The organism is Bacillus timonensis (genome assembly GCF_004799755.1).
GTDB classification, from domain to species: domain Bacteria; phylum Bacillota; class Bacilli; order Bacillales; family Bacillaceae_L; genus Ferdinandcohnia; species Ferdinandcohnia timonensis_A.
The window spans coordinates 1-19,626 of the sequence record NZ_SLUB01000063.1 but is presented as its reverse complement, the minus strand read 5'-3'; the positions used below and the strand labels follow the sequence as shown (position 1 = coordinate 19,626).

Here is a 19,626-nt window from a genome sequence, read left to right as displayed (position 1 = left end):
AATCAATTACACTTTTACAATGAAGCTGAAAAATACAAAGATCCAAAACAGTTTCAGAATTTGATCGACCAGTGTTATTCGGTAAATTGGTATAGTTACACGAAACGAACATTTTCAGGTCCATTAGCGGTGATAGAATACCTCGGTCGCTATACACATCGTATCGCCATAACAAATCAAAGGATTCAGTCGGTCACAAATCATACAGTAACCTTTGGTGTGAAGGATTATAAAAATAATAACCAGAAAAAGCAGGTAACCTTAAATTCGGAAGAATTTATTCGCCGGTTTTTAATGCACGTTCTTCCCGTTGGATTTGTGAAAATGAGGTACTACGGATTACTAGCTAATCGAGTCAAGAAAGGTAAGCTATCTCGTTGTAGAAAACTTACCAAAAGCCCTTTATATAAATCAATATTCGAAGGATTAAATTTCACAGAGATTCTTTCTATTATTCTTGGTAAAGATGTCACTCTTTGTCCAGGTTGTAAAAAAGCCAATTTAAAATCAGTTCTACCAGGAGATTCTTCGTGAGCGTATCAAACAGAATATTTTCAAAAAAGCCTCTTAGTTGGGGAGGGGGAAGTTGTGCCCAAAAGTAATATAGAGAAGACAAATGGACAATGATCGCTGTAAAAATGAATTAAAAAGAGTTCAAACACCCAAGGAGGCAAAGATTGAATTCCCATAGGCCAGGGGCCGCGACTTCATTCTTCTTGGGCAATCAAAAATTTTGCGTATAAGAACTAGGCATGAATATAAAAGAAGGCACAACGAGCGTAAATAACCGCTAGTTGTGCCTTCTTTCGCGCAAAACTTCCGATTGTCCCCTTAGAGAACCGTCCCTTTGGTCACCCCCCTCGACCCGCGAGTGAACAAGCACACCTCATCAAAAAAAATCTTTCGTTTGTCCTTATGTCTAAACTTTCCCCATTTGCGAATAGACTATTAGAAAACCACAAACTTCTTTAGAAATGGGGTGGCAGTATGTTTTCTGCCGAAGGAATGCAGACGTTTGAGTTGTTTTCCGCCTCGCATATCGCGACGCTTGTCCTTTTTCTGCTTCTTACCAGTTTGCTTGTCGTCTTTAGAAGAAAACTCAGACCTTATCGCTCCATTATGAAGTGGACCTTTTTTGCCATCCTGGTCGCAAGTGAAGTGTCCCACCAGATTTGGCTGCTAGCTACCCATCAATGGGAAGTCGGTGAACTCCCGCTGCATCTTTGCTCCATCAGTACTTTTATCTGTATTTTTTTATTCTTACAACCTAGTAAGAAAGCATTCTACCTTGTCTTCTTTACAGGACTCCTCCCACCCTTTTTAAGCATAGTGACTCCCGAATTATTCCATGAGTTTCCACACTATCGATTTCTAAAATACTTTCTTCATCACGCTACAATCACCTGGTCTGTACTCTATTTCATTATTTTTGAAGGCTATCGTGTCCCACGAAAAGCTGTTGGAACAGCCTTTTTGCTCCTCAACTTTATCGCTGTACCTATCTTTTTCATCAATCTTCTTCTCGAAACAAATTACTTCTATCTAGCTAACCCAACCGAATCGACCACCATCCTGTCCTTCTTCGGCTCAGGAATCCAGTACTATGTAACCCTTGAAATTGCCGGCATTATCGTCTTTCTCATCACCTACCTCCCCATGGCCCTCCTAATGAAAAGAGAAAAAAGCCATTAAGTCGATTTGACTTAATGGCAGTACGTGGGACGAGGGGACAGGTTCCCTGTCCCACAACTATGATGGAGCCACAAGAACCGTCCCTCTGGTCTCTCTGTTCCCTCCACTACTTGATTTCGATTGCCTTCTTCACTGCTGCGAATGCGTCGACATATCCCGCACCAACTTCCCACTCCTCGTAGTCAGGCATTGGTATCGCCGTGTCTTGAATAATTTGCTTAATGGCGTCCGGTGTCAGCTGTGGGTTTGCTTCCAATAAGAGCGCTACAATTCCAGCGACATGTGGTGTTGCCATTGATGTCCCGCTCATAATCGTGTAGAACGGTACATGCAACGGATTCAAGGTTTGCAAGTCCTGTAAAGCCGCTAATGATGAAATCGGTGCGATCGCTCGTGTAGATACGATATCCACGCCTGGTGCCGTAATGGTTGGAGCGTCCTTCAAAGTCCACTCTTTACCATCTAACGTGAAAGTACCCCCCACACCTTTTGTTCCTCGTGAAGAAAAGTCTGCTAATTTTATACTACTGTCACCTGCTGCCACTGAAATCACCCATGGCGCCTTTGCGTACGGATTATGAGTGTTCTCACTCGGTCCCTCATTTCCAGCGGCAAACAGGACCGTTATCCCGGCATCATACGCCTTTTTACTAGCAATATTAATGGGATCGTTGGGGTCAAAATCACCTGATGAACCCCAGGAATTTGTAATCACCCGAATATTGTATTTATCCTTATTTTTAATCGCATAATCAAAACCACTAATCCCATCAAGAACAAACAGCGCTGCACCTGAACCATATCCGATCAAGTCTGCACCTGGTGCTACACCTTCATATTTGCCATCTGACATCGCACCCGTTCCACCAACCGTGCCTTCCACATGTGTACCGTGACCGGAATTTGAATCGGTATTCGGCACATTTTCGAGGTAAGTAATCGGAAGTATTCCTGGTGCCAAATTTGCCAAATTCACAGATCCAAGCACGTTTTGCACAAGATTTTCCCCAAAAAGATGGTCGCCATGTGTCCCATCAACTCCACTGTCATTAATGACAACCCCGACTCCCTTACCGGTTACAGGCTGGTCACCATTTGCCAATCGGATTTCCTCATCTGTCCTCACACGGTCGACGCCTGTTATTTCCGTCGACGTTTCATTGTAGTACTCTAGTTTTCTATTAAAATAAATCGAGCGAACTTCATTACTTTGTGAGAGTTTTTCAATTTGGCTCTTCGTCGCGACAATTCCTGCAATTGGGAGATTTTTCATTGAAACGCCAACCTTGATTCCGAGCACGTTTAACAGATCCAATTGATGCTCTTTTGGCGCACCATCCCCATTAAATGTGACAATCACCTGCAAGGAACTAACCTTGTCCCACACCGCTTCTAGAGCAGGGTCAATAATCGCTGAGCCTGTCTCAACTGCAGCAACAGTCTTCTTTTCTTGTAAAAATGTCGGGACCACCAGTAAAAGCGCAAATAATACAACAGCAAGTTTTCTCATCTCTTTCCCCTTTCAGACCGCATATGTAACTTTCTTAATTCCATTATCGCGCCCCTGCTGAAGGTTTCCTATTCCGCAAAAGACGTAAAACTCCGCTAAAAAAGCAGTATTTCTTGTCATACAAAAGACATACTGCTGTAATCTCGCAAAAAGACTTTTAAAAATGTTACGGTTCGCCCATCAGAAAAACATACGATCAATAGCACTCGATTTGACTAATAAGGTCGTAGAGAAAATGCACCCAAGCCTCCATTTTGGGCATAAAAAAACTGCCTCCACAAACGGAAAGCAGCTGTTAACCTTCATATTTAAAAAGCGTAAATTGCTGGGGGACAGGAACTCCAAAGCCCAGACAACTGGGACAATGAACCTGTCCCCATGTCCCAGGGACCACAAGAACCGTCCCTCTGGCAACCCCTCTGGCAACCGTGGCAATCATGGCTCCCTGGCTCCCTGGCAACCCCGTTGCTCCTACATCGGCACGAGCTTGTTTTGCACGGCGTAGATGACGACTTGGGAGCGGCTTTTGACGTCGAATTTTTTGAAGATTTTACTGACGTGAATTTTTACAGTTTTGTCGCTGATGAAAAGGCGCTCTGCGATTTCTTTGTTGCTAAGGCCTTCCACCAGGCATTGAAGGACTTCTGTTTCCCGCTCGGTTAGGGCGTTGTCCTTCGGCTGCTCCTGCTGTTGTTGATGGAAGTTAAGAAGCTTTTTCGTCATCGACGGATGAATCACAGACTCCCCGCGCGCGACTGTTCGAATCGCTTCCACCACCTGTTCAGACGGTGCATCCTTTAACAAATAGCCATCGGCCCCCTCGCGAATGGCAGCCATAAAATACTCATCATGGTTGTGCATCGTCAGCACCAAAATTTTAATCGATGGATACTTTTTCTTCAAAATACCTGTTGTTTCCACCCCATTTTTCTGGGGCATGTTGATATCCATTAAAATAACATCTGGCTCACACATTGGCACCTTTTCAAGCGCATCATCCCCTGAAACCGCCTCACCCACAACGCGAATATCATCCTCAAGTTCTAAAATATTCCTCAGTCCGTCACGTAACACAGCATGATCATCCACCAACATAAGCTTGATCAACAGTACTACCTCCTTCAAGTCCCATTTTCGGAACAGTTAATGTAATATCAGTACCTTGGCCTTCTTTTGTATCAATTTGAAGAGTTGCATTAATCTTTTCTGCTGCGTCATTCATGTTTAAGATTCCAAAATGAGGATTGTTTTGTGCCTTAACCATCGCCTGGAACAATGAAAACCCTACACCATTATCCTTTATTTTTAAAATAATGTGCTCCTTTTGATAGCTTAACAGTATTTCTATTTTGGTGGCCTGTGCATGCTTAATGGTGTTTTGCAGGCTCTCTTGAAAAATATCAAATAATTCCTTTTCAACCATTGGGCTAAGTGGAACCTCTTTGCCTCTAATATCAAACGAAAAATGAATATTGTATTCGCTCTGTATCATGTCAATTCGCTTTTTAATGGCGACTGACAACCCAACACGCTCCGTTGGATATGGGCGCAGCTCATAAATCGATTCGCGCACTTCTCGTAAGCTAAGCCTCAATTTATCCATACTTTCACGAATGAGCTTTCTCGTTTCATCAGGATGACTCGTAAATTTTCGCTCAGCTGTCTCTAGCTTCATGACGGCACCAGCTAATGTTTGAGCCACACCATCATGGATGCCTCTAGCGATTCGGTTACGCTCCTCGAGGATGATTCGCTTTTCCTGTTCTTCGATTAAAAACCTTGTCTTCACCGCCACCGCAAGCTGATTCGAAAGCGTCGCGATCGAATGGATTTCATCTTCCTCAAAGCTTCGCGCTCGACTTTTGGCAACAACGAGCATCCCAATTGTTTCGTTCTCAACGACCATCGGTGAGTACACAAAGGCCTTCATATCCTTTTTAAAATACTCATCAATGGGGCCAAGCTTTTTCACTCTATCTTGATAAACAATCGGTTGTTTTTTTCCATCAAAACGAGCTAGCGCCTCACCTGTCAATTCATCTTTTGGAGTCACACGCCCGTCATAGTATAATATCTTCCATACATCGTTTTCCTTGACCCATAGCATGAGTGCCTGCACATCCACGATTTGCGAAAACGAATTTTTAAACGTATCAATCCACTCAGGCGAATGGATTTTCTTATTAACCCCGGTTGTAATTGCAAAAAGAGCATTCAACCTTCTTTTTTCGTTTCTAAGGGTTGAAATGACTGAGTATAACAACGACACTGCAACCAATGGAGAGAAGAAGAAGAAGAGTGAGAACTCGTCAACTGTACGACCCCCAAGGTAAAACATCATCGCTCCATACAATAAGGAAACTCCTACATTGCTTAATTCAGTTAGTGATTTATTTTTAAATAAATAAAGCGTATAGGGTTGCGGACGAACGAGCAACACGATATCCACGATAAAATTATTTATGATAAAAAAGAAGACAAGAAAAAGTACATATGTACTAAACCCTGAAAAAAAGTTACTACTTGATGTAAGAATTTGATCCACATCTGTATGTGATAATATGTACTCCGCTAAAAAGACACTTAAAGTCAACTGTGCGGGATTAAACAGAACAAGTCTAAACGGACGTTGGTGAAGGATATTAATCGCTAATGCAATTACCGCATAGATGATAATGGGATATGATACCCCAAACAGCTCATACATCACAAAAATAAATGGGAATGAGATCGATGTTGAACCTCTCAAAAGCGGAATTGGGTAATACTCTGTAATTGCTAAAAACACTGTGAGCAATAGTAGGACAGTGATATCGTTTGTTGGTTCAAGATGAAACAACGCGTTAACCACAGCACCCCAGCCTAGCACAGCAATGATAATCATATACCATTTCGCATAATTTTCCCGTCTATGCGAGGACACCACTGGAAGCTTCATATCGCTCCCCCCTTATCATAACTTTCAGTTAATTGGGCTTGTTATTATCATAATATATGTATTAACTAAAAATCACAAACCAAGCCATTGAAAACGAATTCATTTTTAAAAAATTTCTTCAAACCCAATAAAAACCCAGACTAGTCGAATGGCGTGAAAACCACTGACCAATGCTGGGTAACCACAAACACCGCTAAATGTTTGTGGTGATAATTATGTCAAAAAAACGGGAGGATATCTATTGCCCAAATTAATTATTTTCATACGCCAAAAGTAGTAAAACTTGTCCTCGAAACTGCGTTCCAAAGAGATTCCTTCAAAAACAGGGACTTATGCGATAGCAAGCCTGTACGACCTAAATTGTGTCGAATTCTGTAGTTTTGAGGAGGTCATTATGTGATCGGAGAGCCTTTAATATCATTTGCTAAGTCTTGTATAAATTGTTTCATATCAATATCTGTGCTTCTTTCGCCCTTCATATAAGCACGAATTAATGCTCGTCTTACCATTTTCTCATCAATCGAAATAACCTCTTCTGAAGATTTATTATCCAATTTGTTCACTCCTAGCTGAAAAAGTGCCTTACTTTAAAGATAGCCTGGTGAAGAATGGAGACGACTTCACCAGGCACAAGACATTTAACAAGTACCATCACGGCACTTTGGGAGAAAATGATTACTCAACAAAGCTGGATGGAGAAACCAGCTCCGCCGAGTATTTACTATACATGTACGCCAGAGACTTCTTTTTTGCGACTGTCTCACTCAAAATATTTCTAAATTTAGGTAAAAGCAACACCGTTTCATAGCCAGGAATCCAAATTTGTACAATTTTGCGGTATAATAAAAAGATATGATTTTAGTGGATGTTCAATTAATTCTTGCATGTGGGGAGTGAGACCACTTTGCTTCAAAACGATATACCAAAGGATGCGGTCATGCATTTTTCCGAAAAGCTTCGGAGTTTGATTACGTTCGAAAACGAAGAGGACCGCAATTTAATCAAAAAAGGACTAAACCTCTACCGTCAGGGGAGCGTTTACAATGTGCAATACAACGGAAACACACTTGAGGGCCGTGTACAAGACGTCACCCCGGTTGATGTCTCACTTGATCTTGATTTTCTGGAAATGTCGAGTTGTACCTGCCCAGATCCATCCTTTTGTCGTCACCGGATGGCACTGTTTTTCTATATGTACGCAAGCGTCGACCGTGTCGGGTCTTTGCTTGAACAATGGAAGGATGGCAGCAAACCGAAGCCTAAGCTAGCCTCGATTCCTGTTATAAAAGGTAACGTCCTACAGCGTGTCGAATACAAGGAGAATTCCCTTGAAAGCTGGCTCACCCTTTTTAATAATGAATACAAGCGGTTTGAATCAGGACAGCGCGAAAAAAATGTGTACTCATTCGCAACCTTGTACCATTCCCTTTTTCAAACCATAAAAAGAAAAGCACCACGCTCTGAGGAGCTCAAACGCTTGTATCACATCCATGCTGCTCTTTTTTGCATTCGAAAAACAATCGAGCTGCTCGGACAAATTGAAGTCCGAAATTATCAGGTGGATACGTATATTCGACCTTACTTTCATAATTTCACAGATGTCGTGCTCGACAACTCGCTTGAGATGCGGAAGGTATCTCTTTCCTTTTCACTTGATGAAATGCTTGAGGAAAGCCTCGACATCGTTCGTGAGACGCTCCTTACCGAGACCATGTTCCAGTATGAGCGCATGCAAATGTACCGTTTGCTTTGGGCCACCTTTTTTAATCGTGACAAATGGCTAGAAATCGAGAAAAACGCATTGAACACCGAACAACCAGCACACCTGATTGCCTATGCTCATATTCGCTTTTTACAAAAGGACGACGACACGGCAATCGACACGATGAAAAAGCTCGGGAACTCAGGGATTCCCTATAGCTTTTGGTGGATTTCCTATCTGTCTGAATCAAAAAACTGGGACCGGGCTCGCGCTTGGATTGACCATGCAATAGAAGGAATTCGCGGCTATATTTTTGGGATCCAAAGCTATGAAGGACGCCGCCACATGACAAGGCTATTTTTACAAAACATTATGGCATACACTGATGAGCGTGATTCTGCCGTTTATCTTAACGCGTTGAAACAGCTCCTTCCGTATAGCTATGTGGAATACAACGACTTTTTGCTTGAGACCGACCAATACCGGAAATGGGTCGAACTGCAAATCATGGTCGGCTATGACATCGATGAAATGGACCGTTATATTATAAAAGAAATTGAAACCCTCGATCGAGCGGCTTTGCTACCGCTGTACCATCAGGCCGTTGCAAAAGCCATTGAGGGCAAAAACCGGCCAAGCTATAAAAAGGCCGTTAAATATTTGCGCAAAATCCGGACTCATTACAAAAAGCTAAAACAAGAAGACCGTTGGGATGACTATATTACGAAGCTTTCTACTGTGAATAAACGATTACGCGCGTTCCAACAGGAGCTTCTTCGGGCTTCAATGATTTCAGAGTAAAGGGGTGAGACGATGTTGTTTTTAGTCCATACAGAATGGATTGCGGAAAAAGGATGCCACGTCTGGTGCACAACCGAAGATGGCTACGAGCTTGAAGTGCAACAATGGAAAAATAATCTCTTCGCCTGGCATGAAGCCAGCTTTTACGGGACTTTCCTTGAAGAGGACGGCAATGCTATCCGTCTTTCACCCTGGCAGGCATTGACCTTTTTCGCCAAATTGCCCGTCAATTCACATATAGAAATCGAGCTTAGTGAAGATGCGGACCATTACCATAGAATCGCTGAAAACATGCTACCAAACATCGAGAATGGCGAATTTATGCCTGACTTCAACTATTGGCGCAGCACAGAACGTTTTGGCTGGAAGCCGATTGCTACTGAGCTAACCGGATTTTCAGCAGAGTGGTTTTCTGAAGCCATCACCGACTGGATTCAGTCTGACTCCTCTTTATCTGACGCCTGGGAAGAGATCGCTCAAACCTTCCCTCTTGTAAAAAGTAGTGCCGGCGCTGATTCCGTCGTCGATGAAAACAATTGGCTCGAACGTATTGGGTGGAGGGAAGATCACACACCCTTTGACGTTATGCTGCAAATCGAAGAACCCGAGGTGGATAACGGAGACTGGAAGCTCCACACAGTGCTTCGCAAGAAAGCAAAACCTCATACCATGTATACCGTTCTGCCAAAAGAATGGACCAAGTTTGCTGGCAAAATTGAAAACGACCAAAACATGTGGTGTAAACTCGTCCCATGGCTTCGTGATGAAGACGGCATTGTTCACGAGTTAACCGAACGACAAGCCTGGGACTTTTTAACGGAGGCGAGTACAAGGCTGATTGAAGCAGGAGTCGGAATTCTCTTACCAGCTTGGTGGCAAGCCATTAAGGACGCCCAGCTTGCGATCAAGGCCAAGGTCAAAACGTCTTCTGGAAGTGGTCGCCAATCCTTTGTAGGCTTGCAGTCGATCATTAATTTTGACTGGCGCTTTTCAACAAATGGTGTCGAGCTTTCCGAAGATGAATTCTTGTCGCTTGTCAATGAGCAAAGACGCTTAATCAACATCCGCGGCAAATGGATTAAGCTCGATCCAGCGTTTATCAAACAGGTTCAATCAATCCTAGAACGGGCAAACAAAGAAGGACTCCATGTCAGGGATGTCCTTGAACAAGAGTTACTCTCGCTATCGGAACAAGCAGAACGTGAGGAACAAGAAGCGGCAAGCGCATTTGCAGGCGTTCAAATTGAACTAAACCGCCACCTGTCGCAAATGATTACCCAGCTAACGGATATCCAAGAGATACCTCATGCCAGCATACCGGACACATTCAAAGGTGAACTCCGCCCATACCAGCAGCAGGGTGTTGATTGGCTCTTATTTTTACGAAAGTTTGGATTTGGCGCCTGCCTTGCTGACGATATGGGACTTGGAAAAACGATTCAAATGATTGCCTACTTTTTAGCGGTCAAAGAAAATGGCGCCAAGCCTGCACTCATCATCTGCCCAACCTCCGTCCTTGGAAACTGGCAAAAGGAGCTTGAGAAATTTGGACCGGACTTACGCGTTCATCTTCATTATGGCCCAAACCGCTTGAAGGGCGAGGAGTTTGCGGAAGGAGTCAACTCGGCCGACATCGTCCTCACCTCCTACGGGTTGTCCCATATGGATGAGGAGGAAATTTCCGCTTTTGACTGGGGGACCATTTGCCTAGATGAGGCACAAAATATTAAAAATGCGCAAACAAAACAGTCGCGCGCGATTCGCAAGCTAAGAAGCGACCATAACATCGCCTTAACCGGAACGCCGATGGAAAACCGCTTAACGGAGCTCTGGTCGATTTTTGATTTTATCAATCGTGGCTACTTAGGCAGCCTTGGTGGCTTCCAAAAACGATTTGTGTCACCGATTGAAAAGGACCATGATGAGGAAACAATTGCCCAGCTGCAGCGCTTAATTAAGCCATTTTTACTAAGACGTACGAAAAATGACGAAGCCGTCGCCTTGAACTTACCGGACAAGCTCGAACAGAAGGAATATTGTCCGTTGACGGTCGAGCAGGCTTCGATTTACGAGCAGCTTGTGAAGGATACGCTGGAGCAAGTCGAACAGCTGGCAGGTATGCAGCGTAAGGGTCTTATTTTAAAAATGCTCGGGCAGTTGAAGCAGGTTTGTGACCATCCGGCGCTTTATTTAAAGGAGCAGAATCCTGTAAATGTAGATGAACGTTCCATGAAAATGGAGAAGCTGCTTGAACTTGTCGATCACATTCGAGACCAAGACGAGAGCTGTTTGATTTTTACCCAGTATATTCAAATGGGAGAGATGATTCAGGATGTGCTTCAAAAACGCTATGATGAATCCGTAAAATTCTTGAACGGAAGCGTTGCGAAAGTGCAACGCGACAAGATGATTGAAGGCTTCCAAAATCGCGAGTTCAATATTTTAATCCTGTCACTAAAGGCAGGCGGAACCGGATTGAACTTGACGGAGGCGAACCACGTCATCCACTATGATCGTTGGTGGAACCCAGCCGTCGAAAACCAAGCAACCGACCGTGCCTACCGCATCGGTCAAAAGCGCTTCGTCCACGTGCACAAGCTAATCGCTACCGGCACACTCGAAGAAAAAATCGACGAAATGCTCGAAAAGAAGCAATCACTAAACGACGAAATCATCACCAGCGAAAACTGGATCACCGAACTCTCCACCAACGAACTAAAAGAACTGCTTGGCGCGTTTTAGTGGGACACGGGGACAGGTTCACTGTCCCAGCACTCTCGTTTTGATGTGGGACACAGGGACAGGTTCACTGTCCCAGCACTCACGTGATATATCTGAGGGGTTAGCTGTATACCAGATACTAAAATCTCATGGGTTGATATACCGGTAATCGGTCTAGTGGTATACCGAGAACTCAATTCCCGCTGCGTGATATACCGCAAACCCACTAATCGGTATATCATACTTACGGAAACCACACTATGATATACCGGAAATCCAAAGGAGCTGATTCGATTTGGCAGAAAAAACAACCAAACCCAAAAAAAGAGCGAAAAAATTTGTGCCAAGCGAAAAGCACAAAGACAAAACCGAACCTTGGCAAAAATTCTACCAGCTAGTCGAAGAAAAACTGAAAAAATGAGTAAAGGGTGGTGACTGCTGTCATCACCCTATTTTGTATAAAAACCTTTTAGGACGCAAATATCTCCACATAGACGCATATACCCGTGGATTTGAAGCATATCTTCATTTTCAGACGCATTTCCTCGTTCTTTGACACACATTTTCCTATTCAGACGGATTTCCTCGTGCATTGACGCACATTTTCCTATTCAGACGCATTTCCTCGTGCATTGACGCATATTTTCCTATTCAGACGCTTATCCTCGTGCATTGACGCATATTTTCCTATTCAGACGCATATCCCCGTCCCCGCACTCATACACCATTTAAAAAATACCCCATTACCCAATCAAACTCAAAATCCCATCTCTCACACTATCAAACAGCCTCCAAATCTCTCTCAAACTGCTTATACAGCACATACCTCTGCATTCCTCGTGTCTTCTCAAACGCTTTTTGGATTTCAGCGACATACACCTCGTGATTTCCCGCTTTCTTCGCAATTCCAGCAGCCAAAGCATGCTTCATCCACTCCGACTTCACCTGTTCCCCTAGCGCAGCTGCCTGCTCCAGTTTGCCTTCCTCTACCGCGACTATGGCTTGATAATATGCTTTATACTGTGGGGGATGGATTTCCTCAATGTCCTTCTTTACTCGTAAAATATCATCCTCGTATAACGCATGCAAAGTCTTGAATAATGCCTGACGTGCAGGCTGTTTATACTTTTGAACCAATTCCTCTGTTGCTTCCTTCACATCCTGATCAATCCGATTGCCCATCCCGTAATAGAGCTTATACAATGGATTTTTTCTGCGTTTTTCAAGATAAGACTCTATCTTTCTTACATTTTTCTCCCAAAAAATCGGATAAATAAATAAGTAAGTAGAAAAACCAACAATCACAATCATACTTATAATTAAACCAAGCGGCTCACTTACATCAAGAAAAGCCATAATTATTCCTAGAACAAACGCTACCCCAAACAAAACTACAAATCTCATCCTACTCATCCTCAACAATTTGTTATTTTTGGATAATTATACCCTATTAGAATCACATAAAAAAAGACCAATCATGCTAATTTACACATGATTGGCCATCCTTTACACAATTAATTCTTTTTCATATACTTCCTTCAACAACCGCCGACCTCTAAACAACTTATTTTTCACAAACGAGATATCTTTCCGCAAAAATTGGCTTATCTCGTTATAGGAATAATCATGCAAATAATAAAGAGATAATGTCTGTTTGTAATCCTTCGGCAAAGCCTCGATATGTTCGTATAGCCTTTCTCGATCAAACTTCTCCACTATAGCTTTTTCAACAGTTTCAGTGGTCGTATATCGCAGTCCTTCAAAATCGTCCATTAAGACTGTCGCTTTCACAACCTTGCTGCGAAGATAATCAATGCATTGGTTTCGGGTAATTTTGTATAACCAGGCCTTGATTTTAGAAGGATCCCTGAAAGAATGGAATTTCAAAAAGATTTTCAAAAATACTTCTTGCATAATATCGTCCACAACCACCCAATTTCGTACATAGCGAAAGGCTGCGTACCGCAACTCAGGTTCATATTCACTTATAATTTGTTCGATTTGATGTTCCTTCATTTTTCTCACCCTATTTATTTTGGGACAAGGAACCTGTCCCCGTGACCCGCACCTGTGACCGATTACCCGACATCCTTTATTTCGAAGATGTATAATTTGTAATCTTCAAGGTCTGTTTTTAAATTTTTCACTTTTAGGTGTCCTTCATATAAGGTTTCCCCTGTATTTAAGTCTCCGATGGCAAGTGTATGTCCATCATTAACAGAACGAACAATATAGATTTTTCCATCTTGTAATTTTATAAAAGGTTCACCCTCAGAGTTCCCAGATGGTTCAACTCCAAATATTTGTTTCTTGTCCCATTTTTCCGTTTCAATCTCATACTGAATGACCTTTATTTCATTTGGGGTCTGAACGGGAATATACACGACAGAATCGACTACAGATGAATTTTCAATGTTTCCAACAAAATCTTCAGGTAATTCCATCTTAACGATTTTGTTATTTTCGACATCGTACACTATAAAGTCATCCACAATGGCAGTTGGACCTTCACTAGATTCATGTTCAAAAGCCTCTGCTTTAAAAAGCAGATATTTTTCTGGCCCATTCGAATGATAGTCATTCAAAAATCTAAAATCTGACCATCCATTCTCAACTGTTGGAGTGGAAAAAACAACTTCTTCATTTGTGATTTTCTTCCCATTTAGGTCGATCGTGTAAGCAACCAAGTCCTCACCACCATTAATACGAGAACCTCTTGCTATTACTAATAACTTCCCCTCCTTTATTTGAATATCCACAATATCAACCCAACCGTAACTTCCAGTTTTAGGCAGGTCCAATTTCATCGAAGTAGATTTTTCTGATTTTTTATCTAAAACGTCAATATCAAAAAAGGAATTTAGGGAAGAAGCATTTATACTCTTGCCCTCAATACTGGCATAAACAACTACTTGTTCATCCTCATAAAAGTTAGAAGAGAGTAAATTTTTCCCTCTCATAAATGATTTGTATTTCGAAATTAATTGTTCTGCAGAAGCCTCCCCATAAAGACCAGTCAATTGTTGAACAACGGATCGATTGCTTAAATTAGATGTTTCCTCATTAGAAATCAGTAGAGTTTGATGGTTGTCTCCGACTACATAATCTGCGTTTATTTCCAGATTTTCCACTAGACTCTCATCGCCACTCACTTTTTCAAATTCAAATCGTATGTTCTCCAAAGCTAAACTAGATTGTATATAAAACGTTCCAAGCACGATAACTGTAATGAGACAGAGCGTGAGTATTTTCCAATATCGTTTCATTATGTTACCTCCCATCAAACCCTTATTTTCTTATTTAAAAGATAATTGCCAATCCAGATGGCTGCAGCCCAAGCAACTAAACCTGCCCCAACCACCAGATAAAACAGTTCATTTGGATAAAAATAATTCCCTAACACATATTCATCTACTAGTAGTGGTGACAAAAGGAAAAGAAACGTGATTCCACAATAAAGAATCCCTAAGAAAATTCCTTTTAATCGGTAGGAACGTTCAAATAAAATAGCCGTAAAAACAACACAAACTCCCGCCAATCCTGTACCATAGTAGAGGATAAAATCCAAAAAGGATTTAGGGTATAATAACTGTAAATAATTGATATTCAGGATTTCACCTAGTGTAAAATCATTACGAAACTCCCCTGGAACCATCCACTGCAGCACTCGACTTTCAACAGGCAATAACACTAATTGCACAGCAATAAGACCTAAAACAAAAAGGAAAACAGTCGTAGCCTTCGCCAAATACACGTTCAATCGAGCTGTTGGCAATACAAGCAGACGATAACTGAAAGTGTTTTTCCCGAGCCAATCACGATACCAAATAAAAAACACATAAATCAGTAAAGTAGCTCCACTTAGCATAATCGGGCCCATAAACCAAAGGGTCTGAACAAAATCCATCATCGAGATTTTCCCATATTGTGAAATAAAATCACTCTTTGAGAGCATATCTTCAACCATCGCTTTTTCCGCTCTACCTAAATATCTTTTTGACGTAAAAATAACGCCAATCACTTGAAAAAATACCGTAATCCCAACCAACACAAGATAGAGTTTTAAAAATCGAGAGAACTCGAAATTCACTAGTTTCAAATAACGCTTCATCCCTTATACACCTCTCTCATCACGTCGATAACCGATTTCCCTTCATTCTCTCTAACCTCTTCGGTATCGAATTCTTTTAACACAACACCCTCATCAAGCAATACGACTTTATCAATTAAGTGTTCAATATCATTAATTTCATGGGTTGTGATAATCACACCACGGTCTTCAATTAAATGACTAGTAAACACTTCAGCAATTTGTTCGCGGCTAAAAATATCGATTCCTGAAAACGGCTCATCCATGAGGACATAATCAACATCCAAGGCAAGTCCAAGGATAAGGTTGACCTTTGCCGTATTTCCCTTTGATAACTCAGAGATTCGATCGGTTTCTTTAAGCCTAAAAAAATCAAGCAGCTCATTCGCACGTTTTGGATTCCAGCTGTCATAGAAATCCTCCATAAATGTAAATGCTTCTTTGATTTTCATTTGCGGCAGCATCGTGATCGTGTCTGGGATAAATGTGATTTTTTAATAGCTACCTTTATGGATTTTTTCGCCATTGATAAGAATTTCTCCACTATTAATTGGCGTTAACGCCATTATCGCCTTCATGACCGTTGTTTTTCCAACACCGTTAATCCCAATCAAACACGTTATCTTCCCTTTTTCAGCAGTAAAATTAACACCTTTCAACACGGTCTTCCTGCCGAACTTCTTTATTACATTCTTTACTTCAATCACTTAAAGTCCCCCCTATTCCTTGTCATACTCTTTTTCAACTAGACTTAAGACTTCTGGTAAAGGTACATTTATGGAGCGAACGGATTGAATAAAAGTAGATACTGCATCCAAAATCAATTCCTCGCGAACCATTTTCAGCACCTGTTCATCTTTCGTAATGCGACTTGGTAAATTTCCTTCTGTAAAAATCAACCCTTGTTCCTCCATTTCTTTATACGCACGCTGCGCCGTATTCGGATTAATCTTCAACCGATTCGCCAATTCCCTTCTTGAAGGAATCTCTTGCCCTGGCTCAAAAAAACCTTTCGCAATTTGCTCTTTAAAATACTGAATCACTTGCACGTATACGGGATCTCGATTGTTAAACTTGATATCCATAGACCCAACTCCTAAAAATTTCATCTCCCTGTATCAAGGGGTTCATACACCACTTATAAAAAAACTGTATTAAACGCATCATACAGCTATGATAAAAAAATACATCGTGTATCAATAGGTTAATACACAATGTATTATATGATTAATACACTATCCCTGTCAAGATGATTTTTTTGAAAATACTGTTGACGAATCAGAACGAATGTTCTATATTAAAAATAAGAAAAAGCCAACCATGTTGTGACCATGATTGGCAAAAAAATGAGGAATGACCGTAGTATCCATCTATCTCTTGAGGAATCATTTTTGAAAAGGCGACTGAGGCTTCTTGTTGCGAGGTACATGGATAGAGGGTTTACATACATTTTTCATATTCTGAATTTCTTTTTGACAGTTTTCATATTATAGCTGCTTCCCTTCTAACATTTGATTAATTTGTAAAAGTCGTTCATTATAAGCTTGATCCATTTGATCCATCCGGTCGCCGATTTGGCCTTGTAACGTTTCTAGATGTAGCGCAATTCCCATTGCAAGCTTATTTAGCTTTTCATTGATTGACTTGAGTTCATCCTGTTTCATCATCGTTTCCTCCCGGGTTCTAAGCAATAAAAATTTTAATTTTCAACGAGTTCTCTTGGTTTTCCACCCAGAAACTTCACAGAGTCTGCTAACACTTCTGTCACATACACCCTTTTTCCATCATTGTTTTGATAATTACGCGTTTGAATTCGCCCTGTTACACCTAGGATAGATCCCTTTTTACAATAATTTGCCGTATTTTCTGCTGTCTTACGCCAAAGTGTACAGTTCACAAAATCGGTATCAATTTCGCCACCTGCATTCTTAAAATTCCGGCTAACCGCAAGCGTCACATGAGCAATTGCTTTCCCTTCTTGGGTGTAACGCAAGTCCGGATCCCGGGTCAACCTTCCTACCAAAATCACCTGATTAATCATGTGTTTTTCCTCCTTCGTTAAATCTAACAAGGCTATCATACTCCATGGTTCGACATAGGTAAAATTAGGAAAATCGAATTATCACAAGGATTTTTTCTATAAAACTGGAAATTCATCATAAGTTTTTCGAATTTTTTAACAATGTTTTTTTGAAACGAACTATTATCTAAATTTCTACATATTTTTTCCCCTTAGAACTTCTGGTTCATTTCCACGTCTACTCCACATAATAAACAGGTAAATATGCTATAATTTAACTATTCGGTATAGTACGAACGAAATATAAGGAGGTCAGGATTTTGAAAACGTTTAGATTGGTTTCACTTATGGTTCTTCACCAGGATGAACAACCTAGTCGTATTGAGGAAATACCGTTGATGGATGGATTGATCATCAATCAAGAAGATGGGGAAAATAGTTGGATTGTGGAAGCTTTTATTGAAAAATCGTATAAACCGATTTTCGAAAAGGCAAAACAAGCGAATACAAAACTGAATCTCCAAGTCACCATTTCCAAAAAATCAAATGATCCTGCCTCATTATTGGGTGAAGTTAAAATCATCAAAGAAATGGACAATAGCGTAAGTGTTCTTCTGGAGGGAAATTTAGTTCCAAGTCGTCTAAACATGGCCGAGATTGTTCTGACCGACCTTATTCAACAAGGCTTACAGGGTGAAGGCCTTCTTGCTGAATTCAAAAATCGTCTTCAAGAAAAGAAAAAACCTATTCAAAATTAAAAAGGCAGGAGACTATCCCGCCTTTTTACAATCATAGTAAATTATTTACCGTTACCAGCTCCGCCTGTTCCACCAGGATTTACTTCGTCGTCTGTAAGATCGTTGTTGTCATTGTCATCATCGTCATTGTTGATATCAAGATCTCCGTCGTTATTCTCATCTTCAACGACGTCTTGATCCCCGTTATTCAACCCATTGTTGTCAGGCACAACGTCTTCCTCTGGAGTCACATTGTTATCGAGGTCGTCATTATTATTATCCATATTGTCATTATTATTGAAATCCTCGCCCGGTGTTTCAAGTCCATCATCCTCTGGTGGAGGATTTTGGTCATCATTGTTACAGCCTGTTATTAAAAACACGGCAAGGAGCGACCCGATAAGCTTTAAGAACCATTTGTTGTTCATTGCACATTCTCCTTTCTGCTTTTTTTCTAAGTATTGTGTGACCATCTTGGTCTTTGCTTAGCTTTCCCAGAAGATAAAAAATGTATCAAAGAAATTACAAATTCACAAAAAGAGAATAAAAAAACCAGATGGGTTCCCATCTGATTTTCTAAACTGAACTTATTCTGATTTTTCGCCTAACGCAAACATGATTTCCGTTTCACATACGAGCTCACCGTCAACAGTTGCAATGCCTTTTCCTTTACCAATTGACCCGCGAAGACGGGTGATTTCCACTTCTAGACGAAGTTGGTCTCCAGGAACTACTTGTCTTTTAAAACGGCAGTTGTCAATTCCCGCAAAGAAAGCAAGTCTGCCTTTGTTTTCTTCCTTTTTTAGCATGGCCACTGCGCCAACCTGTGCCAAAGCTTCTACGATTAATACGCCTGGCATAACTGGATAGTCAGGAAAATGCCCATTAAAAAACTCCTCATTTGCCGTTACATTTTTAAGGCCAAGTGCGCGTTTTCCTTCTTCCAATTCAAGTATCCGGTCAACCAGTAGGAACGGATAACGATGTGGAATAATTTCCTTTATTTCATTGATATCGTACATATTTACCAATTTCCTCCCTTATGTATAAGTCAAGGTTACAATGCCTATTATAATACAAGTATTGTATGAAGTTGTAAACCTAACCGTCATCGCCTTTTAAAAGCTCCATTTTTATTCATAAGAAAAACCGGGCATAGCCCGGTCCTTTTCATGGTTAGAGAATATCCGATAATTTGTACTCTATGCCATGTATCCCTTTATAATACTCTGGATACATTTTACCCCCACATTTTTCACATGCAAACATAGGAGGAATTGTCGGATCTCCATCATCCATTAAATCGAAATCCCTTACCACGTTAATAGGAATCTCTTCTTTCTCATGACACGTCAAACAAACATAGCTGACGCTCTGTTGCTTGGACTGGTTTAGGCTTATATTTTTCTTCTTTT

Annotated in this window: 20 protein-coding genes and 1 pseudogene; 6 read left to right on the top strand and 15 right to left on the bottom strand. The window is 41.2% G+C overall.

Features of this window, described 5'->3' with window-relative positions:
• The coding region (locus E1I69_RS21130) for an IS91 family transposase (RefSeq protein WP_207308596.1) at positions 1–534 on the top strand (534 nt) is incomplete at its 5' end.
• A gap of 453 nt (positions 535–987) precedes the next feature.
• Positions 988–1,692, top strand: coding sequence for a TIGR02206 family membrane protein (locus E1I69_RS21125; RefSeq protein WP_136381520.1), 705 nt, complete (start codon positions 988–990; stop codon positions 1,690–1,692).
• Between the two features lie 106 nt (positions 1,693–1,798).
• On the opposite strand, the gene E1I69_RS21120 is transcribed toward E1I69_RS21125, so the two are convergent.
• The 4 genes from E1I69_RS21120 to E1I69_RS24530 all read right to left on the bottom strand — a co-directional run bounded on the left by E1I69_RS21120 (position 1,799) and on the right by E1I69_RS24530 (position 6,694).
• Positions 1,799–3,202, bottom strand: coding sequence for a S8 family serine peptidase (locus tag E1I69_RS21120; RefSeq protein WP_136381519.1), 1,404 nt, complete (start codon positions 3,200–3,202; stop codon positions 1,799–1,801).
• Positions 3,203–3,673: 471 nt separating this feature from the next.
• Complete coding sequence (locus tag E1I69_RS21115) at positions 3,674–4,309, bottom strand: response regulator (protein WP_116352067.1); 636 nt, start codon at positions 4,307–4,309, stop codon at positions 3,674–3,676.
• Positions 4,284–6,140, bottom strand: coding sequence for a GAF domain-containing sensor histidine kinase (locus E1I69_RS21110; protein WP_136381518.1), 1,857 nt, complete (start codon positions 6,138–6,140; stop codon positions 4,284–4,286). The genes E1I69_RS21115 and E1I69_RS21110 overlap by 26 nt, the downstream gene beginning before the upstream one ends.
• A 392-nt stretch (positions 6,141–6,532) precedes the next feature.
• On the bottom strand, positions 6,533–6,694 hold the full coding sequence (locus E1I69_RS24530; RefSeq protein WP_154670432.1) for a hypothetical protein: 162 nt from the start codon (positions 6,692–6,694) through the stop codon (positions 6,533–6,535).
• Between the two features lie 350 nt (positions 6,695–7,044).
• On the opposite strand from E1I69_RS24530, the gene E1I69_RS21105 reads away from it, so the two are divergent.
• From E1I69_RS21105 to E1I69_RS25340, 3 genes are all read left to right on the top strand, one after another.
• Positions 7,045–8,643, top strand: a complete 1,599-nt coding sequence (locus E1I69_RS21105; RefSeq protein ID WP_136381517.1) for an SWIM zinc finger family protein — start codon at positions 7,045–7,047, stop codon at positions 8,641–8,643.
• 12 nt (positions 8,644–8,655) lie between these two features.
• Positions 8,656–11,385, top strand: coding sequence for a DEAD/DEAH box helicase (locus tag E1I69_RS21100; RefSeq protein WP_136381516.1), 2,730 nt, complete (start codon positions 8,656–8,658; stop codon positions 11,383–11,385).
• 274 nt (positions 11,386–11,659) lie between these two features.
• Complete coding sequence (locus E1I69_RS25340) at positions 11,660–11,785, top strand: hypothetical protein (RefSeq protein ID WP_278186182.1); 126 nt, start codon at positions 11,660–11,662, stop codon at positions 11,783–11,785.
• A 359-nt stretch (positions 11,786–12,144) separates the two neighbouring features.
• On the opposite strand, the gene E1I69_RS21095 is transcribed toward E1I69_RS25340, so the two are convergent.
• The 8 genes and pseudogenes from E1I69_RS21095 to ssb all read right to left on the bottom strand — a co-directional run bounded on the left by E1I69_RS21095 (position 12,145) and on the right by ssb (position 17,495).
• Positions 12,145–12,768, bottom strand: a complete 624-nt coding sequence (locus E1I69_RS21095) for a hypothetical protein (protein ID WP_136381515.1) — start codon at positions 12,766–12,768, stop codon at positions 12,145–12,147.
• Positions 12,769–12,870: 102 nt separating this feature from the next.
• Positions 12,871–13,380, bottom strand: coding sequence for an RNA polymerase sigma factor (locus E1I69_RS21090; RefSeq protein ID WP_136381514.1), 510 nt, complete (start codon positions 13,378–13,380; stop codon positions 12,871–12,873).
• Between the two features lie 62 nt (positions 13,381–13,442).
• Entirely contained in the window at positions 13,443–14,630 is a 1,188-nt protein-coding gene (locus tag E1I69_RS21085; RefSeq protein WP_136381513.1) for a hypothetical protein, read from the bottom strand.
• 14 nt (positions 14,631–14,644) lie between these two features.
• A complete protein-coding gene (locus tag E1I69_RS21080) occupies positions 14,645–15,475 on the bottom strand; it encodes a hypothetical protein (protein ID WP_136381512.1) in 831 nt (276 codons plus the stop codon).
• Positions 15,472–16,161: pseudogene (locus E1I69_RS21075) on the bottom strand (ABC transporter ATP-binding protein). Before E1I69_RS21075 ends, E1I69_RS21080 begins: the two are co-directional and overlap by 4 nt.
• 12 nt (positions 16,162–16,173) lie before the next feature.
• Positions 16,174–16,539, bottom strand: a complete 366-nt coding sequence (locus tag E1I69_RS21070) for a GntR family transcriptional regulator (RefSeq protein WP_136381511.1) — start codon at positions 16,537–16,539, stop codon at positions 16,174–16,176.
• A 402-nt stretch (positions 16,540–16,941) separates the two neighbouring features.
• On the bottom strand, positions 16,942–17,121 hold the full coding sequence (locus E1I69_RS24525; protein ID WP_161974958.1) for a hypothetical protein: 180 nt from the start codon (positions 17,119–17,121) through the stop codon (positions 16,942–16,944).
• A 32-nt stretch (positions 17,122–17,153) separates the two neighbouring features.
• On the bottom strand, positions 17,154–17,495 hold the full coding sequence (ssb, locus tag E1I69_RS21065) for a single-stranded DNA-binding protein (RefSeq protein ID WP_116352057.1): 342 nt from the start codon (positions 17,493–17,495) through the stop codon (positions 17,154–17,156).
• A gap of 299 nt (positions 17,496–17,794) precedes the next feature.
• Between ssb and E1I69_RS21060 the strand changes: the two genes are divergently transcribed.
• Positions 17,795–18,232 (top strand): YwpF-like family protein, encoded by a 438-nt coding sequence (locus tag E1I69_RS21060; protein WP_136381510.1) that lies wholly within the window; start codon positions 17,795–17,797, stop codon positions 18,230–18,232.
• A gap of 41 nt (positions 18,233–18,273) precedes the next feature.
• On the opposite strand, the gene E1I69_RS21055 is transcribed toward E1I69_RS21060, so the two are convergent.
• The 3 genes from E1I69_RS21055 to E1I69_RS24855 all read right to left on the bottom strand — a co-directional run.
• The gene (locus E1I69_RS21055) at positions 18,274–18,639 is read right to left on the bottom strand and encodes a hypothetical protein (protein WP_136381509.1); all 366 of its coding nucleotides are present in this window, start codon (positions 18,637–18,639) and stop codon (positions 18,274–18,276) included.
• Positions 18,640–18,798: 159 nt separating this feature from the next.
• Entirely contained in the window at positions 18,799–19,233 is a 435-nt protein-coding gene (gene fabZ, locus E1I69_RS21050) for a 3-hydroxyacyl-ACP dehydratase FabZ (RefSeq protein ID WP_136381508.1), read from the bottom strand.
• Between the two features lie 154 nt (positions 19,234–19,387).
• Positions 19,388–19,626 (bottom strand): hypothetical protein (locus tag E1I69_RS24855; RefSeq protein WP_207308595.1); only part of this gene is annotated, 239 nt, incomplete at its 5' end.